Origin of the sequence: Flavivirga spongiicola (assembly GCF_030540825.1) — a bacterium.
In the GTDB taxonomy this organism is placed as follows: Bacteria; Bacteroidota; Bacteroidia; order Flavobacteriales; family Flavobacteriaceae; genus Flavivirga; species Flavivirga spongiicola.
The window spans coordinates 1,874,179-1,899,830 of the sequence record NZ_JAUOEO010000001.1 but is presented as its reverse complement, the minus strand read 5'-3'; the positions used below and the strand labels follow the sequence as shown (position 1 = coordinate 1,899,830).

Sequence of the window (25,652 nt, the reverse complement as noted above, 5' to 3'; positions counted from 1 at the left end):
ATTAGATTTCTATTTCGTTATATAATTCATATAATTCCATGTTTAATGGTTTTTCTCCAGATGGCGTAAACTCATTATTCAAGGTTCTTTTCCAAATAAAATTACATTTTTCAGCAACTTTTACGCTTGCTATATTGTCTTTATGGGCAATGATTTGAAGCGTCTCAAGGCCTAAGTTTGTAAAGGCATATTCTGATAATGTATTAATAGATTTAGTGATGATTCCTTTTCTTTCAAAAGGATATCCAATACAATAGGCAAATTCACCTTGCTTTTTATCCCAGTCAAGTTCTTTTAAATAAACCAAACCAACTAATTCACCAGATTCATTTTTTTTGATTGTAAATAATAATTCTTCTTTTAAACTAAATTGTTTTACTTTTTTTTGGACAAAGAATTTGGATAAATCGGGCGTTAAATTTTGTTCTAATGTTTTGGGAAAATAGCGTTTTAATCGGTCTTCATTTGCAACAATAAAATTACATAAACTCCAGGCGTCTTGTATTTCAATAGGTGCTATGTTATACGCATTAAACTTAAGCATTTTGTGGCGTGGTTTTTAATTGAAGTACTTCTACTGTTTTTGTTGTTGCTGCTGTTACAGATAATGGTAATACTAATATAACACCAATAACAGGGATCAATAAAAATAAGATAAATATAATACCATTACCGATGGCTAGTCCGCGATTTTTTCTAACAAAAGAAGTGCTTTTTTGATATTTAAAATGACGCTCTAATGTATAATCCATATTACCAAAACCAGCATAATAAGCTTGAACTAAAAATAGTAATATGGTAGAAAATATATTGACAAAAGGGATGAATTTTAAAAGCAGTATAGGAATGGTTAATAGTAACTCCATGAATAAATTTCTCCCATTAATTCTTATACCGCGCCAAAGTTGTTGTAAAAATGTTGTTTTTCTATGCGTGTGTGATGTGTTTCCTGTTAAGTATGCTTCTATTTTTTCGGAAACCGGACTCATAAATGGCGCAGATAGTGCCATGATGATATGCTTAAAAAGGATTAATCCGATAACAATAATAAAGAGCCCTCCAATAAAAGAACTAATGGTTGTAAAAGTTTCTTTTCCCCAATCCCAAATCCAAATTTTTGAAATAAATGCACCAACATTATCAGACAATCCATAAGCCGTAGTGAAAATAAGGATAGCAGTTACAAAACTTATCAGCATAGGAATTGCAAAATATTTCCAAAGTTTTAGTTTAGATATTAAACTAAAAGCACCAAAATAGGCTTTGATTCCTAATATTATGTTTTTAATCATAATCTTTTCCCCAGCCCTCTCCGAGGAGAGGGAATTAATTACGTCCTAAACTATTAAAATTTATTAAACTATTAAAATTTAAAGTTATCTACTTATATAGCAGTTTCTCCCCTTAGGGGAGATTAAGAGGGGCTATATTCTTTCACTGCATCTATAAATGCCTTGGCATGGTCTAACGGAATGTTGGGTAAAATCCCATGACCTAGATTTACGATGTATTTGTCTTTACCAAATTCATTAATCATTTGATGTACCATTTTCTTTATTTCTGAAGGAGGTGACAGTAAACGAGAGGGATCAAAATTACCTTGAAGCGTAATGTTTCCGCCTGATAAATAACGTGCATTTCTTGGTGAACAGGTCCAGTCTACACCTAAAGCAGAGGCGTTACTTTTTGCCATATCGCCAAGTGCAAACCAGCAGCCTTTACCAAAAGCAATTACCGGGGCATCATCCTTTAAAGCTTCAATAATTTGATTAATGTATTGCCAGGAGAATTCTTGATAATCGACAGGTGATAACATGCCTCCCCAAGAGTCAAATATTTGAACGGCATTAACACCAGCTTTTACTTTTTCTTTTAAATAAGCGATGGTTGTATCGGTTATTTTTTGAAGTAATTGGTGTGCGGCTATTGGGTTGGTAAAACAAAATTCTTTGGCCTTATCGAAGGTTTTGCTTCCTTGACCTTGTACACAATAGCATAAAATAGTCCATGGTGAACCTGCAAACCCAATTAATGGAATATCATCATTAAGTAATTCTTTCGTAGCTTTTATGGCTTGATATACATAGTCTAATTCTACTGTGACGTCTGGAACAATTACATTATCAACATCCTTTTGAGTACGTACAGGATTTGGTAAATATGGACCAAAATTAGGTTTCATTTGTACTTCGATATTCATAGCTTGTGGAATAACCAAAATATCACTGAATAAAATGGCAGCATCCATGCCGTAACGTCGAATAGGTTGTACGGTGATTTCACTAGCTAATTCAGGTGTTCTACAACGTGTGAAGAAATCGTATTTCTCACGAATGGCTATAAATTCTGGTAGGTAGCGCCCTGCTTGACGCATCATCCAAACGGGTGGACGATTAACTGTTTCTCCTTTTAAAGCTCTTAAAAATAAATCGTTTTTAATCATACTAGTTGTTAGTTGTTAGTTGTTAGTTATTTGTTGTTTGGGGTTTCTAGAGAATACCAGTAACCAACAACTAATAACCAATAACTATTATACATAATGTTCATTCACCAACTCAATCACACTCTCCACGGTTGGGACTTTAGCTATTCTAACATCTTTAAAATGTTTTTTTGCTTCTTTTGCTGTGGTATCTCCAATACAAAAGGCAATAATATCTGTGTCATTTTTTTGCACAAAACTTTGTACGGTCGATGGGCTGTAAAACATAACACATTCAACAGAATCATCTACTTTTATACCATCAAACTTAGTTTGGTAAGCTTCTACTTCATTTACTTTTATATTGTTTTCAGTTAAAATAGTAGGTAAATCATCTAACCTTAAATCGCTGCAAAAATAAGTGACTTCGGCGCCTTCCATATACTCAACTAAGTACTCTGCTAGCTTTTTTGCGTTTTTTTCAAAATGCGTTACTTTACCTATCCTGTTTTCTACCAAACGCTTCGTGCGTCTACCAACACAATATATATTTTTAAACTGCAATTCTGTTGAAGAATAGTTAGTAATTAAAGATTCTACTGCATTTTTACTGGTGATGATTATATTCCGAATTTCGTTTTTCAAGAACCTGGGATGGATTCTATTTAAGCTTATTTTTATGAAATCGGTGCTTTCCGAAGTTATTTTTTCATGAAAGAGAAGTCGTTGGTCTTCTGTGAACGATTTTGTTGAATAGACGTTTGTTTTTTTATTAGCTTTCTTAATGCTATCCATTAAACGCTTGCCTCCTCGTTCTATAATGAAATCGGCACAAAATGCTGCTACGTCATTATGTTCGCCTAGTTTTTTTACGCGAGTAACATCAATTCTTTTAGTGCCATCTGTACTTAGTAACACGCCCTTAAAGTTGATTTCTTCGTTTTTAATATAAGCGAGTGCGCCAATGGGAGCTGTGCAACCGCCTTCTAATTTATTTAAAAACTCACGTTCAATAGTGGTACAAATTTCGGTTTCTTCATGATTTAATTCAGCACAGGCAGTTTTGACAAAATCATCTTCCTCTAAAGCTGTTATCATAATAGCACCTTGAGCTGGAGCAGGAATCATCCAATCTAAATTAATCGCTTCTTCGGGTCTTATACCGATACGGCCAATACCAGCAGCTGCAAAAATAGCACCATTCCAATGGGCATTATCTTCTAGTTTTTGTAAACGCGAATTCACATTGCCTCGTAAATCAACAATTTTATGTGTTGGAAACCTATTGAGCCATTGGGCACGCCTGCGCAGGCTTCCCGTTGCTATAATAGCTTCTTTAGAACCTAAAAACTCTTCATTGTTTTTAAATACCAATGTGTCATTTACATTGCCTCGTTTTAATACGGCTGCTTGTATAATGCCTTTAGGTAAAACGGTTGGCACATCTTTTAGAGAATGAACTGCAATATCAATGTCATGATTTAACATGGCAATATCTAAGGTTCTGGTAAAAATACCAGTAATTCCTAATTCGTACAAAGGCTTATCTAATACTAAATCGCCAGTAGATTTTACAGGAACTAATTGTGTTTTATACCCTAGGTTTTCGAGTTGTTGTTGTACTATTTTGGCCTGCCATAGTGCTAATTCACTATCGCGCGTACCAATTCTAATGGTTTTAGACATGTGTAGTTGGTTCTAGCTGAAACACTTTTTTTATAAGTTCTAGACTCTCATCAGTAGAAATATTGTCATCTTTTAAATGATGCGCAAAATGATTGGTTATTTTTTGAATGATGTTGCTGCTAATTAATTCCGCTTGTGCTTCATTGAAATCAGCATTTTTTTTGCGCTGTGTTTCTAATTCGGCGGCAGCAAAATTAGCAAGCTTATGTTTTAAGGCTTTAATGGTTGGGGCAAACTTTCTGGTTTCTAACCACCCATTAAACTCTGTTTTTACTTCTTCTATAATAGATTCTGCAATAGGAATATGCTTTTTCCTTTCTTCTAAAGTTTTATCTGTAATTTTAGATAAATCGTCTAAATGAACTAAGGTGACATTGTCTAATTCTTCAACATTGGCGTCAACGTTTTTTGGAATCGACAAATCTAAAATTAAAAGCGGTCTTTCAGATTGAATAATATGCTTGTCAATGGTAGGGCGTTGAGCTCCTGTAGCAACAATTAAAATATCAGAGTTGTTAATCTCTTCCTGTAAGTTAGCATAATCCTTAACGATCAAATCAAACTTTCCGGCAATTAATTCTGCTTTGCCTTTAGTTCTGTTAATTAAAGTGATTTGTTCATTTTCGGTATGTTTTACAAGGTTTTCACAAGTGTTTCTGCCAATTTTTCCCGTTCCAAAAAGTAAAATGTTTTTGTTTGAAACATCTTCAACCGAATTAAAAATATATTGAACTGATGCAAAAGAGACCGAAGTTGCTCCGGATGAAATATTGGTTTCGGTCTTTATGCGTTTACTAGCTTGGATTACAGCGTTCACTAACCGTTCCGAAAAAGGATTAAGTAACCCATGTTTTTTTGAAGAACGCGCACTGATCTTTAATTGGCTAATAATTTCAAAATCTCCAAGAATCTGACTATCTAAACCTGAACCTACACGAAACATATGTGCAATGGCGTCTTTATTTTTATATATGTATGCTACTTCCTGAAATTCTTCAACCGTACCTCTTGTATTATCACAAAGCAGTTGGATTAATTGAAAGGGATGTTGCGCAAAACCATAAATTTCAGTTCGGTTACAGGTAGATGTGACCACCAAACTTTCAATATCATTTTCTTTGGCTTGATCAAGTAAAGCTAATTTGCCCTCATCACTTAAACTAAAGCGCCCCCTTATGTCTGCATCGGCTTTTTTATAACTCAAACCAATGGCATAAAAGTAATTACTTCTTGATATATTGTACTTCTGCATGCTGATACCTGATATTTCAAAGCAAAAGTATAATGGATATCTATAAAAAAACAACGCTCAAAGAACTTTTAATATCGTTTGTGGTTTTTTAACGTTGTTTTTTCTAATTATATGATAAATGTCATATTTTTGCTAATTATTAGGCTGTTTTTGCTTAATTTATTTAGAACGAATCTAAATAAAATCATTATGAAAGACGAAATTAACAATAATAAAAGTGTCGCTCAAAGTTCTTTTGATGAAACAAAGGTAGATGATGGTGCTTTGGTGCTTACATTCAAAAATGAATCAAATGAGGTGCAATCTCTTGCTAAAGAAATAGATAGCGATTATATTCAATTTCATTTTTGCGTAAAGGGTACAAGTCGGTTTGTTTTTAATGAAGGAAGATATGCATTGAATATTTTAGAAGAGAATTCATTATTACTATACAATCCCCAGCGCGATTTACCAATAAATTTACAAATGGATCCTAATTCCTGGATGGTTTCGATTTTAATATCTATTAAAAATTTTCACGGGCTATTTTCTGATGAAGCTGGTTATATTACTTTTTTAAGTGATGATAATAAGGATAAAAAATATTATAAGGATGGTGTTATTTCACCTTCTATGGCAATTGTCTTAAATCAATTAATAAATTATAACCTGAATCAATCTATTAAAAACCTTTATTTTAAAGGGAAGGCATATGAGCTTTTAAGTTTATATTTTAATAGAAGTGAAGATGCCGATGTTGAACAATGCCCATTCTTAGTAGATGAAGCTAATGTTATTAAAATTAGAAAAGCCAAAGAAATCGTTATTGCTCGTATGGCTGAACCTCCCAGTTTACAGGAGTTAGCAGATGAGATAGGGTTAAATCTTAAAAAACTGAAAGAGGGTTTTAAGCAAATTTATGGTGATTCAGTATTTAGTTTTTTATTTGATTACAAAATGGAAGTTGCCAGAAAATTATTAGAATCCGGTGATAATAATGTGAATGAAGTGGGACTTAAAGTGGGGTATAGCACTTCTAGTCATTTTATAGCAGCTTTTAAAAAGAAATATGGTACAACGCCTAAAAAATATGTAATGTCATTATCTTCGTAAAAAAGAAAACTATTAATGAAAAAAGGAGTTTTACTAGTCAACCTTGGTTCTCCGGATAGTCCAGAACCAAAAGATGTAAAAAAGTATTTAGGTGAGTTTTTAATGGATGAGCGGGTTATTGATATTCCGCTCGCTGCCAGAACATTATTAGTTAAAGGCATTATTTTAAAGACACGACCAAAAGCATCGGCGGCAGCTTATAAAAAAATATGGTGGGATGAAGGCTCGCCTTTAATTGTATTGTCTGAAAGGCTTCAAAATAAAATTCAAAAACAAGTAGATGTTCCTGTTGCGTTAGCTATGCGTTATGGGAGTATGACCATTAAAAAAGGGCTGCAGGAATTAGTAGATAAAGGTGTTGATGAGGTCTTGTTGTTTCCCTTGTATCCTCAGTTTGCTATGGCAACTACGGAAACCATTACAGTATTAGTTGAAGAATTACGTCAGCAATATTTTCCGAATTTAAAAATAGAGTCTGTTCCTGCATTTTATAATAAACCTGATTATATCGAGGTACTTTCTAACTCAATAAAAAATCATTTGCAAGGCAAAAATTACGAGCATTTATTGTTTTCATATCATGGTGTCCCAGAACGTCATATTAGAAAAAGCGACGTTACAAAATCGCATTGTAAAATAGACGGTAGTTGTTGTGCTACTCCATCTAAAGCCCATGAATATTGTTATAGACATCAATGTTACGAAGTGACCAGACTGGTTGCCAAAAAGTTGGAGTTTGAAGCCGATATGTACTCCACATCTTTTCAGTCACGTTTAGGCTTCGACCCTTGGTTACTTCCTTATACAGATAGAACTATTGAGCGTTTAGCTAAACAAGGTGTAAAAAACATGGCCATTGTAACACCTGCATTTGTTAGCGATTGTTTAGAAACCCTTGAAGAAATAGCGATGGAAGGACAAGAGATTTTTCATGAAATGGGCGGCAAAGATTTTACAACCGTTCCTTGTTTGAATGACGATGATGCATTTGTTAATCTACTTTCAAAGTGGATTACGAAATGGATAAAAACACCTGTTGAAATTAGCTAATTATGGCATATTATTTTTATTTAAAAGCGTTTCATGTTATTTTTGTTATAACCTGGTTTGCCGGGTTATTCTACATTCCGCGATTATTTGTATACCAAATAGAAGCGTTTCACAAACCGTCACCAGATAAAGAAATCTTAGGCAAACAGCTTAAGCTTATGGCAAAGCGTTTGTGGTTTATTATTACATGGCCATCAGCCATTTTAGCTTTGTTATTTGGTTTAATCTTGTTTTATTTGAACCCTGCACTACTCAATCAAGATTGGATGCAGGTAAAACTAGTCTTTGTTGGGGTGCTAATTATATATCACCTTTTAACACATGTGTATTTCAAGCACCTTCAAAACGATTTGGTTACAGTAACGTCAAGTTTTATGCGTCTATGGAACGAAGGTGCTACTTTTATCCTATTTGCGGTGGTTTTTTTAGTGATCTTAAAAAATGCCATCAATTGGATCTGGGGTATTATAGGGATCATCGTTTTAGGGATTCTTATCATGTTAGGGTATAAAGTTTATAAAAACATAAGAGCAAAAAACCCAGATGCTTAGCACTTAAATCTTCAATTTTCAAAATCACGAGAGGTCTAAAAAAGTAACATTTTTTGTCATCCAGAGCACAGCGAAGGATCTTATACCATTATAAGTCAGCACATTGTTTTTTTTAAGGGATTCTTCATTGCATTCTGAATGACACTTTTTAGACCTCTTGTGATTTGATTTTATCTATAAAAGATATTTGGTTCGATTATTGCTATATTTATGGAACTTTTAAAAGGCACACTAATTATTAATGAAACTAAGAAAACTATCTTTACGTACCCGTATTTTTTTAGCAATGATATTGCTGGTTTTATTAGCCTCAGTTCTTATTTCGGCTGTAGCGATCTATCAATATAAGGAAGAACGACAGGAGTATCATATAGGACGTTTAGAGCGTAAAGAGGAAAACATTCAAACCCATCTTAAGCGTGTTTTAAATGGCAGACAAAACACTTGGGAAGTAAAAACAGAGAATATCCCGTTAATTTTTAAAAATGAAATATATAACGTAGCAGATATTCATAAACTTCAAATTAACTTATATGATTTGGAGGGTACCTTATTAATATCATCTAAAGCAGAATTACAAAATAATGCTGCTCCAGAATGTCTTGAAGCTGATGTTTTAAATGCTATTTCTAATACTGCGGCACATAGATTTGTAGATAAACATAAGGAAAACGGAGAAACATATCAATCATCATATACCTATCTTACGGATCAAAGATCTAAACCTATAGCCATATTAAATTTACCATATTTAGAAAAAGACGATTTCCTTTCAAAAGAGCTTGAAGAATTTCTAAGGCGGATAGCATACGCCTACATGTTTATTTTACTTATGGCTATTGGTATTGCGTTTTTACTATCTAAATACATCACAAAGTCTTTAAAAACAATTAGTGATAAAATTAATACGACAAGATTAGAAAAACGTAATAAGAAGATAGAAGTCAATGATACGAGCGAGGAAATTTCCACTTTGGTAAATTCGTATAATAGTATGATTGACGAACTTGAAGAAAGTGCTGTGCAATTAGCCAAAAGTGAAAGGGAACAAGCCTGGAGAGAAATGGCAAAACAAGTAGCACACGAAATTAAAAACCCACTGACGCCTATGCGTTTAACGGTGCAAAACTTTCAACGTAAATTTGATCCAAATGATGAAAATATTCATTCCAAATTAGATGAATACAGTAAAACGCTCATTCAACAAATAGATACTATGAGTTCTATTGCATCTGCATTTTCAAACTTTGCAAAGATGCCAGCACAGCAAAATGAAACTTTAAATGTTGTAAAAATCGTAAAACTGGCATTGGATATTTTTAATGAAGATTATATCTTTTTTACCGCAGAATCCGAAAAAATTATTGCGAAATTTGATAGGACACAATTAATTCGAGTAGTTACAAACTTGGTGAAAAATGGTATTCAGGCCATGCCGGAAAATCAAACACCAAGAATCGTTATTAATGTAGGGACGAAGGACAATGATGTCACTATTTCAGTTGCAGATAACGGTTTGGGTATTTCAGAAGAGAATGAAGCTAAAGTTTTTGAGCCTAAGTTTACGACAAAAACAAGTGGTATGGGGCTTGGTTTAGCAATGGTGAAAAAGATAGTAGAAACCTATGATGGAACCATAACGTTCAAATCTGAAAAAGATAAAGGCACTACGTTTAATGTGACTTTTCCTAAAGAATAACTTTCTAAGGACACGACAAAAATTACCTTAGACTTGGATGAAGTGAAGTTGATAGTACCGAAACAGAGGTCTGTCAGGTTTTTAGAACCTGACAGATCTAGAAACATAAAAAGTATAAAGATTGATAATTAACAGCTTAAAGTGGTTATTTCAATTTTTGTTATGTACTAAAATAAACTTTATAAAAATGAAAAAAATACTTGCATTAGTCTTTTTAATAACCTCCATGGGGTATTCGCAAATTTTAGAACCAGTTAAGTGGTCAACTAGCGTAAAAAAAGTTTCTAATTTGGAATACGATGTCATTATAGATGCGACGATAAAACCAAACTATCATTTATATTCGTTAAAAGTGCCTGAAGGCGGGCCATTACCAACGGTTTTTATTTTTGAAGAGAATAAAGATTATGAGTTAGTTGGAAGCATGACAGAAGATAAAGGGCATACTGCTTTTGATCCTGTTTTTGAATTAAACATTAAATATTTTGAAAATTCTGCGATTTTTAAACAACGTATTAAACTAAAAAATAAAAAAGCAACGACAATTACTGGGGAAATTGAATTTATGACTTGTAATGATGCTAGTTGTGTTCCGGGATATGATGATTTTGAAATTGCTATTTAGTGTCTGGTCGGAAACAGACGAATTTTATAAAAAGAGTTATTTTTGATAAGATTTGTATTTACTTTTTATGAGGTGATGCCTTAGCATCAGTCGATTAAAAATAAATGCAAAGATTGCACAAAGAAACTTTTTTAATTTTGTTGTGTTTCAGACCAGACACTATTCAATAAACTTTAAATAATACTATGAGTTACACTAACATACTATCAGAAGAGAATAATAATGGTATTACTACCATAACCATTAATCGTCCAAAGAAGCTAAATGCGCTTAATAAGGAGACGATTCAGGAGTTACATGCCGCTTTTAAAGAAGCAGATCTAGATAAAAAAACCAAAGTTATTATTGTGACGGGTAGTGGAGAAAAAGCTTTTGTTGCGGGCGCTGATATTAGTGAGTTTGCAAATTACAGTATTGAAGAAGGTAAAATGTTGGCGTCTAAAGGGCAAGAATTGCTATTTGATTTTATCGAAAATTTATCTACACCAACCATTGCTGCAATAAATGGTTTTGCGCTTGGTGGTGGACTAGAATTAGCCATGGCGTGCCATTTTAGAGTGGCAAGTACTAATGCTAAAATGGGATTGCCAGAAGTCTCACTTGGTGTTATTCCGGGTTATGGTGGTACCCAGCGTTTACCACAATTGGTAGGGAAAGGACGTGCTATGGAACTTATAATGACCGCTGGAATGATTGATGCAAATAAAGCTTTAAATGATGGGTTGGTAAATCATGTAGTTACCTTAGAAGAGCTGCTTCCTTTTTGTGAAAAAATAGCTGGTAAAATAGCGCGTAATTCATCGGTGGCTATTAGTGCCGCTATTAAAGCTATAAATGCCAATTTTAAAGATGGTGTTAATGGTTTCGATACCGAAATTCAGGAATTTGGTAATTGTTTTGGTAGTGAAGATTTTACAGAAGGTACTACAGCGTTTTTAGAAAAGCGAAAAGCAGATTTTCCCGGGAGGTAGAGTTTTATCTTTAAAATGAGGTTTTACGTTATTTTTGGAGTGTTCGTTTAACGTGTTTATGATTTGCTTGCGTTGATTAAGCAACTAATTTAGTAAATACAAACTGAATAGAAAATCCGCGAGGATTTTCGTAAGTAGGCGAGTATTAGCAATGAATTATACATGGTGTTAGCAGCTGTTTATTATTCCGTTGCCAATGAATCTTGTTTTTTCGATAGCTCTTTAATCAATGCCATTAACCCTCCTTCAAATCCAGAAACTTGTTTTATAAAAGGTAAATGTGCCCCAATTGACCTGCCTTTATATATTTTATTATCCTTAACCCAAAAGATAAACGTTTCGTTAAAATCAGTTTTATTAGCCTTGGTCGTTGAACTAGCCATTTTTGGTAAATCAGATTCCATTCCAATCAAGAAAATAACTTTTTCTTTATCAGCTACTGCCTCTACAATTTCAAGTTTTAAATTTGGTAAAAGAGATTCAATTCTTTTAACGGCAGATTTTAATTCATCCCGACTATTAAATTTTCTTCCTTCCGTTGATGTATGTTCATAATTTTCAACAAACAACTCATCAATTAAGTCAATATTATTTTGATTGTATACTTCATTGAAATAACGAGAAGTTAATTCAAGGTTTGATTTTTTTATTTTTTCATCTGTTGATTCTTGTTGGCAAGAAGTCAAAAGTATTAGTAAGAGTATTAGAATTGTTCTCATTATTTGATGAATGGTTTTAATTGCTGGTAATGTAAAGATAAAGTTCCGTTTCAATGAACTTTATCGGTTGTCAAACGAAGTTAGTTGATTTTTTTTACAAAATCAAGTGTGATTTATGCCTTTTAATAATCGAATCTTGATTTATCGAATTTGTTAATAACCCGTTTTTACTTTAACATTTTTGAATAGAATTTATAAGTAATTTTAAAGAGCTACACAAAGCACATTCAACCTTTATTTTTACTACAATGAATCCAAAAACTGCCATAAAAGGACGTGGTGCACAAGTTAATGTACACAATCGTTTCTTCGAATTAAGTCATGAAATGCGTGACGACTTTCTCGAATTCTGTCGTAAAGAAGGTGAAATAAGCGATAAAAATAAAACACAATATCTGGAAGTATTTCCCAAAACGATAGTCAATAAAGTGGAGAGCCCGGATATAGGTATGATGTACTCTATGAATTCATATCAAGGTTGCGAGCACGGTTGCATTTATTGTTACGCACGCAATAGCCATGAGTATTGGGGTTATAGTGCGGGTTTGGATTTTGAACGGCGTATTATGGTAAAGAAAGATGCTCCCAAATTACTGGAAGCACAACTAAAAAAGAAAAGTTGGAAAACACATCCTATCGTTATGTCCGGAAATACGGATTGTTACCAACCCGCCGAAAAACAATTTGAAATTACGAGACAATGCTTAGAGGTGTTTTTAAAATACAAACACCCGGTAGCTATCATTACGAAAAATGCATTAATTCTTAGGGATTTAGATCTTTTAAAAGCATTGACAAAAGATAGCTTAATTGGTGTAAATATGTCCATTACCTCATTGTCAGAAAATACAAGACGCATTTTAGAACCTCGAACAACCACAATTAAAAAACGTTTAGAAACCGTTAAGATTTTAAGTGAAAATAGGATTCCGGTAAATGTGATGTTAGCACCTATTATTCCGTCTATAAATAGTCATGAAATATTACCTTTAGCAAAAGCAGCAGAAGAACATGGTGCTTTGTCGATAGCTCATACAATTGTGAGACTAAATGGTGCTATTGGCGAGATTTTTAAAGATTGGATTCATAAAACGCTTCCAGATCGTGCCGAAAAAGTATTGCATCAAATAGAGAGTTGTCACGGAGGTCGTTTAAACGATTCTAGGTACGGAACCAGAATGCGGGGTGAGGGAAAAATTGCAGAACAAATTAATAATCTTGTAAAACTGGCCAGGCTAAAGTATTTTAAAAATAAAGCTATGCCAAAACTTAACCTGAGTTTGCATGAACAATATAAAGACGGGCAATTAAGATTGTTTTAAATAATACCATTTCTTGTTTGAAATTACTGTAAAAGAAATTGATGATTTTTTTTCTTTATAGAAAGCAGAAAAATAAAGCATAGCCTAAGCTACGGTTTCTTTTTATGTTGAAATGGAAAGGAAAAAAGGGCGATTTATTAGGGTCATTTCAGATGAGAGATGGTATAATATAGGGTTATTAAACAAAAAAAGTGGACCATGACAGCCCACTCCTTACAAAACTAACTAAACTAACTAAATAAGATCTCTTAACTAAATTAATGATTGATGAATTTTGTATACTCTTTGTTGTTTGAATTGATTACTATTTTAAAATTTCCTTTTTTAAGTTTATATACTTTTTCTATTATTTGAATGCCTTCAATCTTTTCTGAGTATATTAAGTGGTAACTGTTGTTATGATTTTCGTAAATCCTTATTTTTAATGGTTCAAGGTCTAAGGCAAGTTTTGTCATATAAACTAAGTTGCCTTTTTCTCTTAGATAAGGCTTAAAAATAACAGCCTCTTTATCTTTATTGAAAGTAACCTGGTTATTTTCTACAACAAAAGGAATTGTTTTAATTTCTAGATCTTTATCTATCTCGAAAAAATAATTTCCGTTTGGTAATTCAGTTAAATCAAAACCTTTATTGTACGTACCAGATGATTGAATAAGTTCTTTATATATAATAATACCCTTGTAATTTTTAATAGATAGAAGGTCGCCTTCTTTTACATTATCAATTGTTAATGCAGTCCCTTTAAGATCCCCTTCAATTTTGAAAGAAGAAATTTCACTAGCGTTACCTATTATTACAGTAAGCATCATTGTTACTAATAATAGGCTTTTTTTGATTTTTTTAATTGCGTTTTTCATGATTTGGATTTTACATCGTTTAACAAGACAAAGGTATATTGGAATAAGGTGTTGCAAAACATCAAATTTGACCAGTTTGTATGCTATTTTATCTGTTAAATGAATGTTAAATCTGTGTAAAGTTAAAATAGCATATAATCATGATAATTGTATATAGATTTTTAAAGATAATATGTAGTATTTTTGTTACTTAATTGCTCCATTTATGATTAATAAAAAACCTACTTTAGAAAAACTTAGCCCTAGTTTTGGAAGTTCTATATTAGTTAAACAACATATGGTTAAGGTTGATAAGTATAATGCTTTTTGGCATTTTCATCCAGAACTAGAATTGGTTTATGTAAATAAAGGCCAAGGAAAAACTCATATAGGTACCCACTTATCTTATTTTAATAATAGTCAACTTATATTAATAGGATCTAATTTGCCGCACAATGGTTTTACAGATCGATTAACAGCAAATGGTACAGAAACAACCGTTCAGTTTAAATCTAATTTTTTAGGAAATGATTTTGTTAATATTCCTGAGATGTCATTAATAATATCCTTATTTGATAGAGCAAAAAAGGGTATTCGGTTTAATGCAGAAACGAAAAAAATAATTGGACCTAAAATTGATAGGCTTCTAAATTATGAAGGCTTGGATAGGGTTTTAAAATTTTTAGAGATATTAAATCATTTAGCAAAAACAGATGACTATATTATTTTAAATGCTGACGGTTTTGCTTTTGAAGCAGAACCACAAGACAGTGGTAAAATTGGTTTGATCTATAAGTATATTAACAGAAACTTTCAAAATCACATTAGCTTAGATGAAATAGCTGATAAAGTAAGCATGACGGTCCCTGCGTTTTGTAGATATTTTAAACGTATTACAGGTAAGACATTTACTAAATTGGTTAATGAATATAGAGTAGTGCATGCGACAAAACTATTAAACGAAAGTCAAATGAGTATTGCGGATGTTTGTTTTGAATGTGGGTTTAATAATTTTTCACATTTTAATAAACAGTTTAATGAAATAACAGGTAAAAGTGCATCGCAATACAGAAAAGAGATAAAACATATTATCCAATAGTAGATTAACTTGACGTAAGCAATCACTTTATTACTGATAATCATCTGAAATTTAAGGGTGTGTCTCCTCGAGTACTGAGCGGAGACGAAAGGCCCGACCCGACAATGCTTTAAGCATTTCCATCCCACTCATTATAAAACTGTTTAAGATACAGCTCCATAAATGTGTGCCTGTTTAAAGCTATTTTTTTTCCTGTTTTGGTATTCATTTTATCTTTTAAAAGCAGTAATTTTTCATAAAAATGATTAATAGTTGGAGCCGTTGATGCTTTATACGCTGCTTTACTCATGTTAAAGTTTGGCTTAATGTCAGGGTTATAAAGGGCTCTGTTTTTAAAGCCCCCATAATTAAAACAACGTGCTATACCTATGGCTCCAATAGCATCTAGTCTATCGGCATCTTGCACGACATCTAATTCTGGTGAACGAAATTTTTGTGCTTCATTTCCACCTTTAAAAGAAATATTTTCAATAATATTTATAACATGCTCAATGACTGTAGAGTCTACATTCAGTTTAAATAAAAACTCTCGAGCTATTTTAGGACCAATAGTTTCATCACCTTTATGGAATTTACTATCGGCAATATCATGTAATAAAGCGCCAAGAGCTACAATAAAAGTATCTACATTTTCACTTTTAGAAATTAGCAAGGCATTTTTATAAACACGCTCTATATGAAACCAGTCGTGCCCTCCTTCGGCATCAATTAATTGCTCTTTTACAAAAGTGATGGTTTTTTGTATAATTTTTTCTGAACTCATAATGGGTTAAAAATAAAAATTTTGTCTAAAAAATGCCATTCAGTGTCATTGCGAGACTTTGCAAAAGTCGTGGCAATCTGTTTAATTTTAGATTCAATTCAAAAGATTACCACGTCGATTCTCTCCTCGTAATGACAGCCTATTTAAACTTTTTAGGCGGTCACTAATTTACAAATCAATTTTTTATTCAATGGGAATATGTAAATCAACTATACATTTATTTTCAGGATGTTCCCGAAAGTCATTATGATATATTTCAAAAGGATTCTCTTCAGCTTTTTTATATCCATTTTCATTCATCCAAATGAATAGGCTGCTCCATGATTTTTCAAAATCAACAGGCGTGATTTCAAAACGACCAACAATGCATTTACTTTTTCTTATGATCCCTGAATCTATGTCTCCTTCTAAAACAAGTGGTTTATTCGTTAGTACACAAATACTCATACGAACCTTGTCCGGATCAGTTATTTTAAAGCTATCATGAAAAATTCTTGCCATTTTAGTTTCAGAGTTTCCCATCAAATCTTTTACTTTCGCCCATTTTATTAATCTGTCAAATACGTTTTCAATACCGTGTACTCCAAAATGAGTCATGCAGGCAAATTTTAATTCAGGAACTTCTTTAATTTCAATGTTTGCATTCATTTTAATCCAATTTAAATGATTATTAATGTTGCAAATGTATTTTTCAAGAATCAGACTTTCTTGCCCATTCTTGCTTTCAACTTGACTTATCTTGCTATATTTATATGGGTTTTCTTTTCGAAATAGAGAAGGGCTTACGCCATAAAATTTTTTAAAGGCACGAGTAAAAGAAGAGTTGCTGCTAAAACCATATTGTAACGAAAGGGCTGTAATACTTATGTGTCTTTTGTGTATTAATACTGAGGCTGTTTTTTCAATACGTTTTCTAATGATATAAGCATGGAGTGTTTCCCCAATTAGAGCTTTAAAAATTCTATGAAAATGAAATGGTGAATATAATGCTATATTAGAAAGAGACTCTAATGATAATTCAGAATCAAGATTATGGTCTATATATTTTAAAGTCAAATTAACCCGACTGATATAATCTTTTTCTATGTCATCTTTAGAAATCAATATTTGTGTGAAATGATTTTTAGCTATTTTATAATGGCAGGCTCAACCCATTTAAATTGAAATGAATTTTCCGGGATTTTAATACGATCTGCTAAACGATACATTCTGGCAGGAAGTTTCATAAGGTAATCTCTGGCCTTTTCAGCTTCGTCGGTAAGGTTTGTGATTTTATCAATTTCCCAACGGGCAATTAATTTCTCTAAAATTTCCACATAATCATTCGATGTGTAAACGCCAATACGCTGCGCGGTATTAGAAAACTCATCAAAAGCGGTGCTGATTTTATTTCCAGATTCTCTTAAAAAAACAGCAGGCATCGTTATTTTTTGTTTCATCATATAATGAAATGCCATCATCATTTGACTAGGATCCACTTTAAAAATACGTTCAACAAATTCAGAATAAGCGTGATGATGTCTCATTTCGTCTCCAGAAATAATTTTACACATTTTAGCAAGCTGTTTGTTACCTTTCTCTCTTGCAATTTTAGCAACACGATTGTGAGAAACGTAGGTTGCTAACTCTTGAAAACTAGTATAAACAAAGTTTTTGTATGGATCTCTATCAGTTCCAATATCAAAACCATCAGCAATAAGATATTGTGTGGTTTTCTCAATTTCACGCATATTTACACGTCCGGAAAGATATAAGTATTTGTTAAGTACATCGCCATGACGATTCTCTTCACCTGTCCAATGGCGTACCCATTTTCCCCAGGCATTTTCTCTGTCTACTTGATCAACACCTTCCACATCCATTAGCCAGGATTCGTAAGTTGGTAAGGCTTCTTCAGTAATCATATCACCGACTAAAACCACCCAAAAATCATATGGTAGTTCTTTAGAAAGTTCTCTTATTTCACGTACTTCTTCAAAAAAAGTATCTCCTTCAGAATTTGGTAAAAAATCGGTTGGCTGCCAAATTTTTTCAATAGGAATTAAATATTTTTCAATTAAAGATTCAACGTCTTTTTCCAAAAACTTCATCACTTCTAATCTAACATTCTTTAACGACATCTATAATTTTTTAAGGGTGTATATGTTCTTTAATAGTAGTTTCAATACTATTTATAAGCTCTTGCTTATTGGCAAAGGTACTAACTTTTAAAGGCTTGTGTACAGTAAAAGTGATATGAGTTCCTAATCCCATAGGGAATTTTCCGTAACGAACTGTTTTCCAGGAATTATTTATAGAAATGGGAACGACTAAAGCCGATGGTGCTTTTTTAAATAGAATTTCTAAGCCTTTTGTTTGAAATGGTTTTGGATGACCATCTTTACTTCTTGTTCCCTCCGGGAAAATAACCGCTGCCCGATTATTTTTTTCAATATATTCACCAAATTTCATAATAGCAGGCAAAGATTGTCGTGGGTTTTTTCTATCGATTAAAACAGATCCTCCATGACGTAAATTATAGGACACACTGGGAATGCCTTTACCCAATTCTATTTTACTAATAAATTTAGGGTGATATTTTCTTAAAAAAACAGACAAAGGTGAGATGTCATACATACTTTGATGATTGCAAACGACAATAAGTGGCTGATTTGTTTCAATATGATGTGCATTATTAAATGTAAATCGAGTGCCTAGAATATGAAGGCATCGCATTAAACACATGTTCATTAAATCAGCACTTTTTTTATGTCCTTTATAACCAAAAGCGTTAAGACCTATCCATTGGATGGGATGGAATATGAGCAATGTTATTAAAAAACAGAGGAAATAAATAATGGTTAATGGGTACGACAACAATTTTTGCATGCGCAAAAATAAGTAAAAACTAAGTTTTAATACATAAGAACACAGGTGTTATTTTCGCAACTTGCACTTACTGGTCGTAAAGCGAGTGCACAATCTGAAGCGATGCCCCATTTTATATTAAAGGCAGCTTCTTTTTGGTTGTAAGTTTCAACGGCAGCTTCTAATTGTTCAACATCAATAGAAGTTGTATATAGTAAATAAGACCATGGCCCTCCACAAGGTTTGCTTCCTAATGCAATAAATTTACACTCGGTAGTATCATTGCAGACTGAAGCTTTAGCCAATGCTTCAATATCTGCCTTTAATAAACTAAGCTGTTCTAATTCGTTTTCATAAGTAGGTGCGTCATTATCGTTAGATGAACAACCGACGATAACTAATAAAATAAGATAGGTAAAAACCAATGTAGTTCTTAAATACAGATTCATAAGTCTTTTTTTTATAAGATGGGAAATTGGTAAATAGGTTGCGTAATCTGTATAAAAAAAAACCACGATAATCCGAGGATCCGTGGTTTAATTTTAATTGTCATTCTGAGCAAAGCGTAAGAACCTATAAAATTTTTAGTTTGTCTGAAAAGAGACAACTACACTTCGATTGCGCTCAGTGCAGGCTATTTATTCCTCGCAATGCTCTATTTTAACAATGCTCGTTATAGGCGTCCACTAAGTTTTCTGCTATAAGCTCTGCCGGACGACCTTCAATATGATGACGTTCTAGCATATGTACTAACTCACCATCTTTAAATAATGCCATACTTGGAGAGCTTGGAGGAAATGGGACCATATAACCACGAGCGGTATCGACGGCTTCTTTATCTACACCTGCAAAAACGGTTACAATATTTGTAGGACGCTTTTCATTTTCTAAACTCATGCTTGCTCCTGGGCGTGCATTCGCTGCTGCACAACCGCAAACTGAATTTACAACCACTAAAGTTGTTCCTTCTTTTGCTAAAGCAGCATCAACAGCTTCAGAAGTATGTAATTCTTCAAAACCAACTTTTGTTAAATCTTCGCGCATTGGTTTTACTAATTCTGCTGGATACATATTTTTAAATTTTTATAATTAACTATTTTATAGTGCAAAGATACCAATTGTGTAACAAAATTGAGAATCAATCAACTAACAAATATTATATTTACTCTGATAATCTTTATTTTAAAAAAAATAGGTCAGAGCGAACCTATCTTAATATAACTTCTTCTTTTAAAAGAATGAATTTATATGTAGGTTTGGTCATAATTAAAATCTATAACTTACATGAGTTTTTCAAAATGGATAGGTGGCGCTTTAGGCTGGTCTTTTGGTGGCCCTATAGGTGCTATTATTGGGGTAGCATTAGGAGGGATTGTTGATTCCTTATCAAACGGGAAAAGTAGTCCTTTTTTAGAACAAGGACAACCGCAACAAGGTAGAGGAACTACTTATAGAACACAAACCAGACAGCGTCCGCAAACACAATCAGGTGATTTTGAAGTGAGCTTACTCATATTAGCGTCAATCGTTATAAAAGCGGATGGTGTACAAGATCAAAGAGAATTGGATTTTGTACGTCAGCAGTTTGTAAGTATGTATGGTAAAGAACGAGCCAATCATGCATTCAAACTATTCAAAAATATTAGCAATCAAAGTAATATTTCAACCAGGCAAGTTTGTTTGCAGATTAAACAGATGATGGATCATCCATCACGTTTACAACTTATGCATTTCTTGTTTGGTATTGCAAAGGCTGATGGAACGGTAACAGAAGATGAGGAGAGACAAATTTATACGATTGCAGGATATTTAGGGATTAGTTCACGTGATTATGATAGTATTAAAGCCATGTTTTATAACAGTAGTGATAATGCTTATAAAATTCTGGAAATAGATAAAGGTGCTACGGTCGATGATATTAAAAAAGCGTATCGAAAAATGGCTAAAAAGTATCATCCGGATAAAGTCATTCACTTAGGGAAAGAACATCAGGTAGGAGCTGAAGAAAAGTTTAGACAAGTGCAAACGGCTTACGAGCATTTGCAGAAGGAACGGCGATTTTAATAATTTTTAATGAATCAAGAGGAGGTTAAAATAAAAATATTAGAAGAAATTTCGAAAACCGAAAAAGCAATTTTAGACTATAAAGAATTAACAAAACCTATAGCTCCAGATGTTTCTATTGGTAGGGTAAGCAGAATGGATGCTATAAATAATAAAAGTGTTAATGAGGCATCCTTACGTCAAGCCGAAATTAAGCTAGGAAATCTTAAGCGGGTTCTGGATAGATTCGGAACTGACGATTTTGGCATTTGTTTAAAATGTAAACAAGCTATTCCAGTAGGTAGGATCTTAATTCGTCCTCAAAGTTTATTGTGTGTTAATTGTGCGAGTTAGAATAATAAACTAGTACTATGCAAAACATTAGTCATTCAAAACCAGCATTAATTTATGCTATAGCGTATAGTTTTGAAAGAGCATCATATTACGGGATAAGGACGATCATTGTGCTTTATATGGTTGGCGAAACATTACAAATGTCTAATCAAGAGGCGGTAGCAACCTATGGATGGTTTTCTTTGTTTATTGTTTTTTCCAATGTCTTAGGAGCACTTTTGGGAGATTTATTAGTGGGCAATAAAAAAGGGATACTTGTTGGTGGAACTTTACAAACTTTAGGTTGTTTTATATTGTGTATTCAATCTCTGGGTTCTTTATATATTGGTTTTGGGTTAATAATTTTAGGTTCTGGATTATTTACATCTAACACAATTGCACAATTTGGTAAGCAGTATTTAATAAATAATCCAAAATTATTAGATGCAGGTTTTACATTGTTTCATCTAGCTATTAGTATAGGCTCATTTATTGGGGTTGTAGTTACAGGTTATATGGCTGAGTCAAATTTCAACTATGGATTTATAGTAACTGGGGTATTAACAATGTTGGCTACAGTTTTTATATTATTTACAAACAATAATCAAGGCATTTCATCATCTAATTATAAAAACATAAACATAGATAAAAGGTTACTATACATTATTACAGTAATAATTACTTCTGGTATTTTTTTGATGGTTTATGAGAGTACATACTTTGATGTTTATACAATTCAAGAAAAAGTTTTTGACGGTATTGATGTAATTCCAGAAGTTTATTTAAAAACTGGACTTGGCTCTTTTTTTGGAATAATTATTATCTCAATTTTAACTTTAGTTTGGACTTACGTTTATACAAATTCATTTTTTAAGATTTTTTTAGGATTAATAGTTTCTGCATTATCTTTTATAATTTTATTGTTTATTCCAGAAACCCCAAATTCTTTAAGTTTAACAATTTTTATATTCTCTGCTTTTCTACTTTCTGCAGGAGAAATGCTTATCTCTCCAATTTTATATTCTGTAACAACTAAATTCAGTAACCCTAAATATTTAGCCATTATTTTATCTTTAATAACAATTCCTTCTATGCTATTCAATAAGATTTCTGGAATAATAACAGAGTACAGTAATGAAATAAGCTATAATACTATCTTTTTAATTAGTGTTTTTATTCTTCTGGTATTTGGAGTTATAGCGTATGGTTTATCTTTATTGTATAAAAAAGATGATAGAATTCACCTATCTAAAGAAGCAGATGAATTTTTGTCTTAGATAACAATTTTGAATAAACTTAGTTTTTTGGATTATAATTCCCATCAATATAATCAATAGCCTCCTGCTGAGTTAAAACAGCAAACTTTTTATAACGATCATGAACATCAACAATTTCGTCGAGTGCTTTTTCAACAAGGGGTTTGTTTTCCCAGGTATTAAGATGCACAACAACCGTTTTTAAGCAACCATTTTTATAAGCAATTTGTCCTAAAACATGAATTAAAGTATTCGAGACACGTTTGGTTTCGTCAAACTCCAGGGTTTTTAATAATGGTAAAATATCTTGAGGATGCGTGCGACCTCGTAATTCAATACCATGACAAATCTCTCGTCTAATTTCTTTATCAGGGTGTTCTAAGTAGGTTTTTGCCCAATCTAGAACAGGAACAGGGTTCTTCTCCCCCATTTTTTTACAGAACCTATCACCGCATTTCTAACAGAATGGTGTTTGTCAAACAATCCAATATCAAAAAAGTCTTAACTTTATCAAAATGAAATTTACCAATTTCACCTGCAGCATTTACTACTGTTTGGCGTACTTTTTCAGAGTCTGATTTTAATAAATCTTTTAAAGCAGAAAGAATCGTTTTTTGCAATTCTGGTTTAGAATAAAAGATTTTGCCGATAGCTAAATAACCTGTTTTTCGAATGTAAGTGTCTTCATCTGAAAAGTATTTAATAATACTTTCGGTTTTATTAGAAGTTAAATTAAAAGCTATTTTTTGGTTGATTTTTTCAACCAAAAGGACACGAGCTCCTTTATTTAAGTCATAAAACCCCATATATATAGTTTTAAGATAAAAATAAAAGAAATAAATTGCATGAGTTTTAATATATTAATTAAAAACGATGAAACCGACATGATTAAAATAATCATTACTCTATGTGCTTAAAGATTATTTTAATCATCAAAGGTTGCATATGACCATTAAAAAGCAATAAAAATAAACAGATGAAAAATATCTTCGATTTAAACGAAACAAATACAGTTATTGCCAGAATTAATAAATTAGAATCTTCAACACCACAATTATGGGGGAAAATGAGTGTCGATAAAATGTTGGCGCATTGCAATGTGACTTATGAGTTGGCACTTGAAAATATACACCCTAAACCAAATGGTTTTAAAAAAGCACTATTAAAGCTATTTGTAAAACCTTTAGTAGTAAACGAAAAACCATACAAGAAAAATAGTAGAACAGCACCTGAATTTTTAATAACTGATTCCAAAAATTTTGAAACAGAAAAAGAGCGTTTAATCAATTACTTAAAGAAAACACAAGACTTAGGAGGCGTCTATTTTGATAATAGAGAGTCGCATTCATTTGGGAAATTATCTGAGCAAGAATGGAATAATATGTTTTACAAGCACATAGATCATCATCTAAATCAGTTTGGAGTATAACAACACTTTTTAAAGGACTTCCAGTTTATAGCCAACACCATGAACATTAATAATGTTTATAGTGTTGTCATTTTTAAACTTTTTTCTAAGTTTTGATATAAAAGTATCTAAGCTTCTGTCGACAAAAACACCGTGGTCTTCCCATATTTCTTTTACAAGGGTTTCGCGTTTTACAACTTGATTTAGATTTGCACTAAGCATAGACATGAGTTCACATTCTTTAGCAGATAGCTTTATTTCAACAGCTTCTTTAATTAACTTGTTTTGATCTTTATAAAATTTATAATCACCAATTTTTGAATAGGGAATGACCTCCCCAGTAGGGGTCTTTATTTTTCTTTTTTTAAGATAGAAAAAACCAGAAATTAATATGCAGGTAAAAAGAATAAAAAGTGTTATGTACATTTTAGTAGTTAACCTCGAGTTCTTTTCAAGAAATAGTATCTGGATCGTATAACAATCAGCGGGTAGGTTTCTGCCTAAACAAGGAACAATATTACTTTCTGTAGTTCCTTTGATTTGAAAACTGTAAAACACTTCATCGTTATTGCAATTAATAACCTCAACAATATATTGTTTTGGGAGGTTAGCAGTTTTTAAACTGTTACTTATAACATTCACCAAGCTATCTGGAGTTATAGATAGTTTATTTTGAAATGCTAGTTCGTATGTGTTCTCATTTAATTTAGTGATAGGTAGGATCAATGATGTAGAATCGTTATTAGTGATTAAAAGTGCATGGCCAGCATCTCGCAAGGCTACTTTTACCGTTTCAGAAAAATGATTCTGGGACGTATCATCTATGCATCCCGAGAGTGTAAAGGGCAGTATCAACAATAAAGAGAAAATGAGCTTATTCATCGTTATGTTTAAAACAGTTAAATAAATGAAAATTTTCAACTTTTTGCATCCGTTTCACACTTCTTTCACATTTTTTTTACAAAAATGGTAAACAATGCTTCTAGTTTTACTAAAAAATATGAATCATGAAACATTCATAACTAAAAGTTTCGATACCCAAGGACAATGATTAGATGGATGCTACATGTGACAAATAAAAGACAATAAATACATACACATGAAAAAAATTATTTTATTGGTAATAATTATTTGCTTTACAAGCATTACAAATGCTCAAAAGAATATAGAAATTGATACAACTAAGAGTGTTGTGAAATGGACAGGATCGAATTTATTTAAATATAATAAGCATTTTGGCACTGTAAAATTTATAAGTGGACATATTATTAAATCGAATGATGTTATACTTGGAGGTTATTTCGAAATTGATATGAACTCTATTGCAAATACCGATGGAAAATATAATGAGATGTTGGTAGGGCATTTAAAAAACCAAGATTTTTTTGATGTTGAAAAACATCCAAGAGCTATAATAAAGTTTATCGAAGTTGTTCATAAAAATGTAAATACCATTAAGGTAAAAGCGAACCTAACGATTAAGAATGTTACCAATGCCATTGATTTTAATATAAAATTTAAAGTTGTGGATGGTAAATATGAAATGAATTCAAAATTTATTATGGATAGAACCAGATGGGGTGTTAACTATGAGTCGAAAGGTATGTTTGGAAGTGTTAAAGATGGTATTATTTCTGATGCTATTGAATTTGAAGTTGTTTTGATATTTAATTAAAAG

Annotated in this window: 29 protein-coding genes; 13 read left to right on the top strand and 16 right to left on the bottom strand. The window is 32.3% G+C overall.

Annotation, left to right across the window (positions count from 1 at the left end; translation table 11 throughout):
* Nucleotide 1 precedes the first annotated feature (1 nt).
* The 5 genes from Q4Q47_RS07505 to hemA all read right to left on the bottom strand — a co-directional run bounded on the left by Q4Q47_RS07505 (nt 2) and on the right by hemA (nt 5,360).
* Nucleotides 2-544: a GNAT family N-acetyltransferase gene (locus tag Q4Q47_RS07505; RefSeq protein WP_303306034.1), complete on the bottom strand. Its 543-nt coding sequence runs from the start codon at nt 542-544 to the stop codon at nt 2-4.
* A complete protein-coding gene (locus Q4Q47_RS07500) occupies nt 537-1,292 on the bottom strand; it encodes an EI24 domain-containing protein (RefSeq protein WP_303306033.1) in 756 nt (251 codons plus the stop codon). Before Q4Q47_RS07500 ends, Q4Q47_RS07505 begins: the two co-directional genes overlap by 8 nt.
* 122 nt (nt 1,293-1,414) lie before the next feature.
* A complete protein-coding gene (hemE, locus tag Q4Q47_RS07495) occupies nt 1,415-2,443 on the bottom strand; it encodes a uroporphyrinogen decarboxylase (RefSeq protein ID WP_303306032.1) in 1,029 nt (342 codons plus the stop codon).
* A gap of 87 nt (nt 2,444-2,530) precedes the next feature.
* Nucleotides 2,531-4,108: a hydroxymethylbilane synthase gene (gene hemC, locus Q4Q47_RS07490; RefSeq protein WP_303306031.1), complete on the bottom strand. Its 1,578-nt coding sequence runs from the start codon at nt 4,106-4,108 to the stop codon at nt 2,531-2,533.
* Nucleotides 4,101-5,360, bottom strand: a complete 1,260-nt coding sequence (gene hemA / locus Q4Q47_RS07485; protein WP_303306030.1) for a glutamyl-tRNA reductase — start codon at nt 5,358-5,360, stop codon at nt 4,101-4,103. Before hemA ends, hemC begins: the two co-directional genes overlap by 8 nt.
* Nucleotides 5,361-5,549: 189 nt before the next feature.
* Between hemA and Q4Q47_RS07480 the strand changes: the two genes are divergently transcribed.
* The 6 genes from Q4Q47_RS07480 to Q4Q47_RS07455 all read left to right on the top strand — a co-directional run bounded on the left by Q4Q47_RS07480 (nt 5,550) and on the right by Q4Q47_RS07455 (nt 11,348).
* Nucleotides 5,550-6,452 carry a helix-turn-helix transcriptional regulator gene (locus tag Q4Q47_RS07480; RefSeq protein WP_303306029.1) on the top strand — a complete coding sequence of 301 codons (903 nt, stop codon included), beginning with the start codon at nt 5,550-5,552 and terminating at the stop codon, nt 6,450-6,452.
* Nucleotides 6,453-6,467: 15 nt separating this feature from the next.
* A complete protein-coding gene (hemH, locus tag Q4Q47_RS07475; protein WP_303306028.1) occupies nt 6,468-7,502 on the top strand; it encodes a ferrochelatase in 1,035 nt (344 codons plus the stop codon).
* A 2-nt stretch (nt 7,503-7,504) separates the two neighbouring features.
* Nucleotides 7,505-8,053 (top strand): CopD family protein, encoded by a 549-nt coding sequence (locus Q4Q47_RS07470; RefSeq protein WP_303306027.1) that lies wholly within the window; start codon nt 7,505-7,507, stop codon nt 8,051-8,053.
* 241 nt (nt 8,054-8,294) lie between these two features.
* Nucleotides 8,295-9,752, top strand: coding sequence for a sensor histidine kinase (locus Q4Q47_RS07465; RefSeq protein ID WP_303306026.1), 1,458 nt, complete (start codon nt 8,295-8,297; stop codon nt 9,750-9,752).
* A gap of 187 nt (nt 9,753-9,939) precedes the next feature.
* Nucleotides 9,940-10,377: a protein-disulfide reductase DsbD domain-containing protein gene (locus Q4Q47_RS07460; RefSeq protein WP_303306025.1), complete on the top strand. Its 438-nt coding sequence runs from the start codon at nt 9,940-9,942 to the stop codon at nt 10,375-10,377.
* A gap of 185 nt (nt 10,378-10,562) precedes the next feature.
* On the top strand, nt 10,563-11,348 hold the full coding sequence (locus Q4Q47_RS07455) for an enoyl-CoA hydratase/isomerase family protein (RefSeq protein WP_303306024.1): 786 nt from the start codon (nt 10,563-10,565) through the stop codon (nt 11,346-11,348).
* Nucleotides 11,349-11,530: 182 nt separating this feature from the next.
* Here the strand turns inward: Q4Q47_RS07455 and Q4Q47_RS07450 are convergent, their stop codons facing one another.
* Complete coding sequence (locus tag Q4Q47_RS07450; protein WP_303306023.1) at nt 11,531-12,067, bottom strand: nuclear transport factor 2 family protein; 537 nt, start codon at nt 12,065-12,067, stop codon at nt 11,531-11,533.
* Between the two features lie 248 nt (nt 12,068-12,315).
* Here Q4Q47_RS07450 and Q4Q47_RS07445 point away from each other — a divergent pair, with 248 nt between their 5' ends.
* Entirely contained in the window at nt 12,316-13,389 is a 1,074-nt protein-coding gene (locus tag Q4Q47_RS07445; protein ID WP_303306022.1) for a PA0069 family radical SAM protein, read from the top strand.
* 257 nt (nt 13,390-13,646) lie between these two features.
* Here the strand turns inward: Q4Q47_RS07445 and Q4Q47_RS07440 are convergent, their stop codons facing one another.
* Nucleotides 13,647-14,246 (bottom strand): hypothetical protein, encoded by a 600-nt coding sequence (locus Q4Q47_RS07440; RefSeq protein ID WP_303306021.1) that lies wholly within the window; start codon nt 14,244-14,246, stop codon nt 13,647-13,649.
* Between the two features lie 205 nt (nt 14,247-14,451).
* Between Q4Q47_RS07440 and Q4Q47_RS07435 the strand changes: the two genes are divergently transcribed.
* Nucleotides 14,452-15,324 carry an AraC family transcriptional regulator gene (locus tag Q4Q47_RS07435; RefSeq protein ID WP_303306020.1) on the top strand — a complete coding sequence of 291 codons (873 nt, stop codon included), beginning with the start codon at nt 14,452-14,454 and terminating at the stop codon, nt 15,322-15,324.
* Nucleotides 15,325-15,433: 109 nt separating this feature from the next.
* Here Q4Q47_RS07435 and Q4Q47_RS07430 read toward each other — a convergent pair whose 3' ends face one another.
* From Q4Q47_RS07430 to Q4Q47_RS07405, 6 genes are all read right to left on the bottom strand, one after another.
* Entirely contained in the window at nt 15,434-16,087 is a 654-nt protein-coding gene (locus Q4Q47_RS07430) for an HD domain-containing protein (protein ID WP_303306019.1), read from the bottom strand.
* A gap of 183 nt (nt 16,088-16,270) precedes the next feature.
* A complete protein-coding gene (locus Q4Q47_RS07425; protein ID WP_303306018.1) occupies nt 16,271-17,191 on the bottom strand; it encodes an AraC family transcriptional regulator in 921 nt (306 codons plus the stop codon).
* Nucleotides 17,192-17,214: 23 nt separating this feature from the next.
* Nucleotides 17,215-18,207 carry an acyl-ACP desaturase gene (locus tag Q4Q47_RS07420; RefSeq protein ID WP_303306017.1) on the bottom strand — a complete coding sequence of 331 codons (993 nt, stop codon included), beginning with the start codon at nt 18,205-18,207 and terminating at the stop codon, nt 17,215-17,217.
* A 10-nt stretch (nt 18,208-18,217) separates the two neighbouring features.
* Entirely contained in the window at nt 18,218-18,955 is a 738-nt protein-coding gene (locus Q4Q47_RS07415) for a lysophospholipid acyltransferase family protein (RefSeq protein WP_303306016.1), read from the bottom strand.
* Between the two features lie 26 nt (nt 18,956-18,981).
* On the bottom strand, nt 18,982-19,383 hold the full coding sequence (locus Q4Q47_RS07410) for a hypothetical protein (protein WP_303306015.1): 402 nt from the start codon (nt 19,381-19,383) through the stop codon (nt 18,982-18,984).
* 211 nt (nt 19,384-19,594) lie between these two features.
* Nucleotides 19,595-20,005 (bottom strand): BrxA/BrxB family bacilliredoxin, encoded by a 411-nt coding sequence (locus Q4Q47_RS07405; protein WP_303306014.1) that lies wholly within the window; start codon nt 20,003-20,005, stop codon nt 19,595-19,597.
* Nucleotides 20,006-20,218: 213 nt separating this feature from the next.
* Between Q4Q47_RS07405 and Q4Q47_RS07400 the strand changes: the two genes are divergently transcribed.
* From Q4Q47_RS07400 to Q4Q47_RS07390, 3 genes are read left to right on the top strand one after another with little or no spacing between them, the layout of a single operon-like run.
* The gene (locus tag Q4Q47_RS07400; protein ID WP_303306013.1) at nt 20,219-20,998 is read left to right on the top strand and encodes a TerB family tellurite resistance protein; all 780 of its coding nucleotides are present in this window, start codon (nt 20,219-20,221) and stop codon (nt 20,996-20,998) included.
* Between the two features lie 9 nt (nt 20,999-21,007).
* A complete protein-coding gene (locus Q4Q47_RS07395; RefSeq protein ID WP_303306012.1) occupies nt 21,008-21,331 on the top strand; it encodes a TraR/DksA family transcriptional regulator in 324 nt (107 codons plus the stop codon).
* 17 nt (nt 21,332-21,348) lie between these two features.
* The gene (locus Q4Q47_RS07390) at nt 21,349-22,587 is read left to right on the top strand and encodes an MFS transporter (protein ID WP_303306011.1); all 1,239 of its coding nucleotides are present in this window, start codon (nt 21,349-21,351) and stop codon (nt 22,585-22,587) included.
* A 19-nt stretch (nt 22,588-22,606) separates the two neighbouring features.
* On the opposite strand, the gene Q4Q47_RS07385 is transcribed toward Q4Q47_RS07390, so the two are convergent.
* Nucleotides 22,607-22,996, bottom strand: a complete 390-nt coding sequence (locus Q4Q47_RS07385; protein WP_303306010.1) for a HEAT repeat domain-containing protein — start codon at nt 22,994-22,996, stop codon at nt 22,607-22,609.
* 16 nt (nt 22,997-23,012) lie between these two features.
* Nucleotides 23,013-23,372 (bottom strand): HEAT repeat domain-containing protein, encoded by a 360-nt coding sequence (locus Q4Q47_RS07380; RefSeq protein WP_303306009.1) that lies wholly within the window; start codon nt 23,370-23,372, stop codon nt 23,013-23,015.
* Between the two features lie 170 nt (nt 23,373-23,542).
* Between Q4Q47_RS07380 and Q4Q47_RS07375 the strand changes: the two genes are divergently transcribed.
* The gene (locus Q4Q47_RS07375; protein ID WP_303306008.1) at nt 23,543-23,995 is read left to right on the top strand and encodes a DUF1569 domain-containing protein; all 453 of its coding nucleotides are present in this window, start codon (nt 23,543-23,545) and stop codon (nt 23,993-23,995) included.
* Nucleotides 23,996-24,004: 9 nt separating this feature from the next.
* Here the strand turns inward: Q4Q47_RS07375 and Q4Q47_RS07370 are convergent, their stop codons facing one another.
* Nucleotides 24,005-24,856 carry a helix-turn-helix domain-containing protein gene (locus Q4Q47_RS07370; RefSeq protein WP_303306007.1) on the bottom strand — a complete coding sequence of 284 codons (852 nt, stop codon included), beginning with the start codon at nt 24,854-24,856 and terminating at the stop codon, nt 24,005-24,007.
* A 217-nt stretch (nt 24,857-25,073) separates the two neighbouring features.
* On the opposite strand from Q4Q47_RS07370, the gene Q4Q47_RS07365 reads away from it, so the two are divergent.
* Nucleotides 25,074-25,649, top strand: coding sequence for a YceI family protein (locus Q4Q47_RS07365; RefSeq protein ID WP_303306006.1), 576 nt, complete (start codon nt 25,074-25,076; stop codon nt 25,647-25,649).
* Nucleotides 25,650-25,652 lie beyond the last annotated feature (3 nt).

Excerpts from the sequence above, each read along its gene's own strand:
- Q4Q47_RS07445 (WP_303306022.1), top strand. The coding sequence starts at position 12,316 with ATGAATCCAAAAACTGCCATAAAAGGACGTGGTGCACAAGTTAATGTA.
- hemH (WP_303306028.1), top strand. The coding sequence starts at position 6,468 with ATGAAAAAAGGAGTTTTACTAGTCAACCTTGGTTCTCCGGATAGTCCA.
- Q4Q47_RS07450 (WP_303306023.1), bottom strand. The coding sequence starts at position 12,067 with ATGAGAACAATTCTAATACTCTTACTAATACTTTTGACTTCTTGCCAA.
- Q4Q47_RS07400 (WP_303306013.1), top strand. The coding sequence starts at position 20,219 with ATGAGTTTTTCAAAATGGATAGGTGGCGCTTTAGGCTGGTCTTTTGGT.
- hemC (WP_303306031.1), bottom strand. The coding sequence starts at position 4,108 with ATGTCTAAAACCATTAGAATTGGTACGCGCGATAGTGAATTAGCACTA.
- Q4Q47_RS07405 (WP_303306014.1), bottom strand. The coding sequence starts at position 20,005 with ATGTATCCAGCAGAATTAGTAAAACCAATGCGCGAAGATTTAACAAAA.
- Q4Q47_RS07365 (WP_303306006.1), top strand. The coding sequence starts at position 25,074 with ATGAAAAAAATTATTTTATTGGTAATAATTATTTGCTTTACAAGCATT.
- Q4Q47_RS07440 (WP_303306021.1), bottom strand. The coding sequence starts at position 14,246 with ATGAAAAACGCAATTAAAAAAATCAAAAAAAGCCTATTATTAGTAACA.
- hemA (WP_303306030.1), bottom strand. The coding sequence starts at position 5,360 with ATGCAGAAGTACAATATATCAAGAAGTAATTACTTTTATGCCATTGGT.
- Q4Q47_RS07435 (WP_303306020.1), top strand. The coding sequence starts at position 14,452 with ATGATTAATAAAAAACCTACTTTAGAAAAACTTAGCCCTAGTTTTGGA.
- Q4Q47_RS07500 (WP_303306033.1), bottom strand. The coding sequence starts at position 1,292 with ATGATTAAAAACATAATATTAGGAATCAAAGCCTATTTTGGTGCTTTT.
- hemE (WP_303306032.1), bottom strand. The coding sequence starts at position 2,443 with ATGATTAAAAACGATTTATTTTTAAGAGCTTTAAAAGGAGAAACAGTT.
- Q4Q47_RS07370 (WP_303306007.1), bottom strand. The coding sequence starts at position 24,856 with ATGAATAAGCTCATTTTCTCTTTATTGTTGATACTGCCCTTTACACTC.
- Q4Q47_RS07415 (WP_303306016.1), bottom strand. The coding sequence starts at position 18,955 with ATGCAAAAATTGTTGTCGTACCCATTAACCATTATTTATTTCCTCTGT.
- Q4Q47_RS07465 (WP_303306026.1), top strand. The coding sequence starts at position 8,295 with ATGAAACTAAGAAAACTATCTTTACGTACCCGTATTTTTTTAGCAATG.
- Q4Q47_RS07380 (WP_303306009.1), bottom strand. The coding sequence starts at position 23,372 with ATGGGGTTTTATGACTTAAATAAAGGAGCTCGTGTCCTTTTGGTTGAA.
- Q4Q47_RS07460 (WP_303306025.1), top strand. The coding sequence starts at position 9,940 with ATGAAAAAAATACTTGCATTAGTCTTTTTAATAACCTCCATGGGGTAT.
- Q4Q47_RS07390 (WP_303306011.1), top strand. The coding sequence starts at position 21,349 with ATGCAAAACATTAGTCATTCAAAACCAGCATTAATTTATGCTATAGCG.
- Q4Q47_RS07470 (WP_303306027.1), top strand. The coding sequence starts at position 7,505 with ATGGCATATTATTTTTATTTAAAAGCGTTTCATGTTATTTTTGTTATA.
- Q4Q47_RS07410 (WP_303306015.1), bottom strand. The coding sequence starts at position 19,383 with ATGAATCTGTATTTAAGAACTACATTGGTTTTTACCTATCTTATTTTA.
- Q4Q47_RS07395 (WP_303306012.1), top strand. The coding sequence starts at position 21,008 with ATGAATCAAGAGGAGGTTAAAATAAAAATATTAGAAGAAATTTCGAAA.
- Q4Q47_RS07420 (WP_303306017.1), bottom strand. The coding sequence starts at position 18,207 with ATGTCGTTAAAGAATGTTAGATTAGAAGTGATGAAGTTTTTGGAAAAA.
- Q4Q47_RS07505 (WP_303306034.1), bottom strand. The coding sequence starts at position 544 with ATGCTTAAGTTTAATGCGTATAACATAGCACCTATTGAAATACAAGAC.
- Q4Q47_RS07430 (WP_303306019.1), bottom strand. The coding sequence starts at position 16,087 with ATGAGTTCAGAAAAAATTATACAAAAAACCATCACTTTTGTAAAAGAG.
- Q4Q47_RS07480 (WP_303306029.1), top strand. The coding sequence starts at position 5,550 with ATGAAAGACGAAATTAACAATAATAAAAGTGTCGCTCAAAGTTCTTTT.
- Q4Q47_RS07385 (WP_303306010.1), bottom strand. The coding sequence starts at position 22,996 with ATGGGGGAGAAGAACCCTGTTCCTGTTCTAGATTGGGCAAAAACCTAC.
- Q4Q47_RS07375 (WP_303306008.1), top strand. The coding sequence starts at position 23,543 with ATGAAAAATATCTTCGATTTAAACGAAACAAATACAGTTATTGCCAGA.
- Q4Q47_RS07455 (WP_303306024.1), top strand. The coding sequence starts at position 10,563 with ATGAGTTACACTAACATACTATCAGAAGAGAATAATAATGGTATTACT.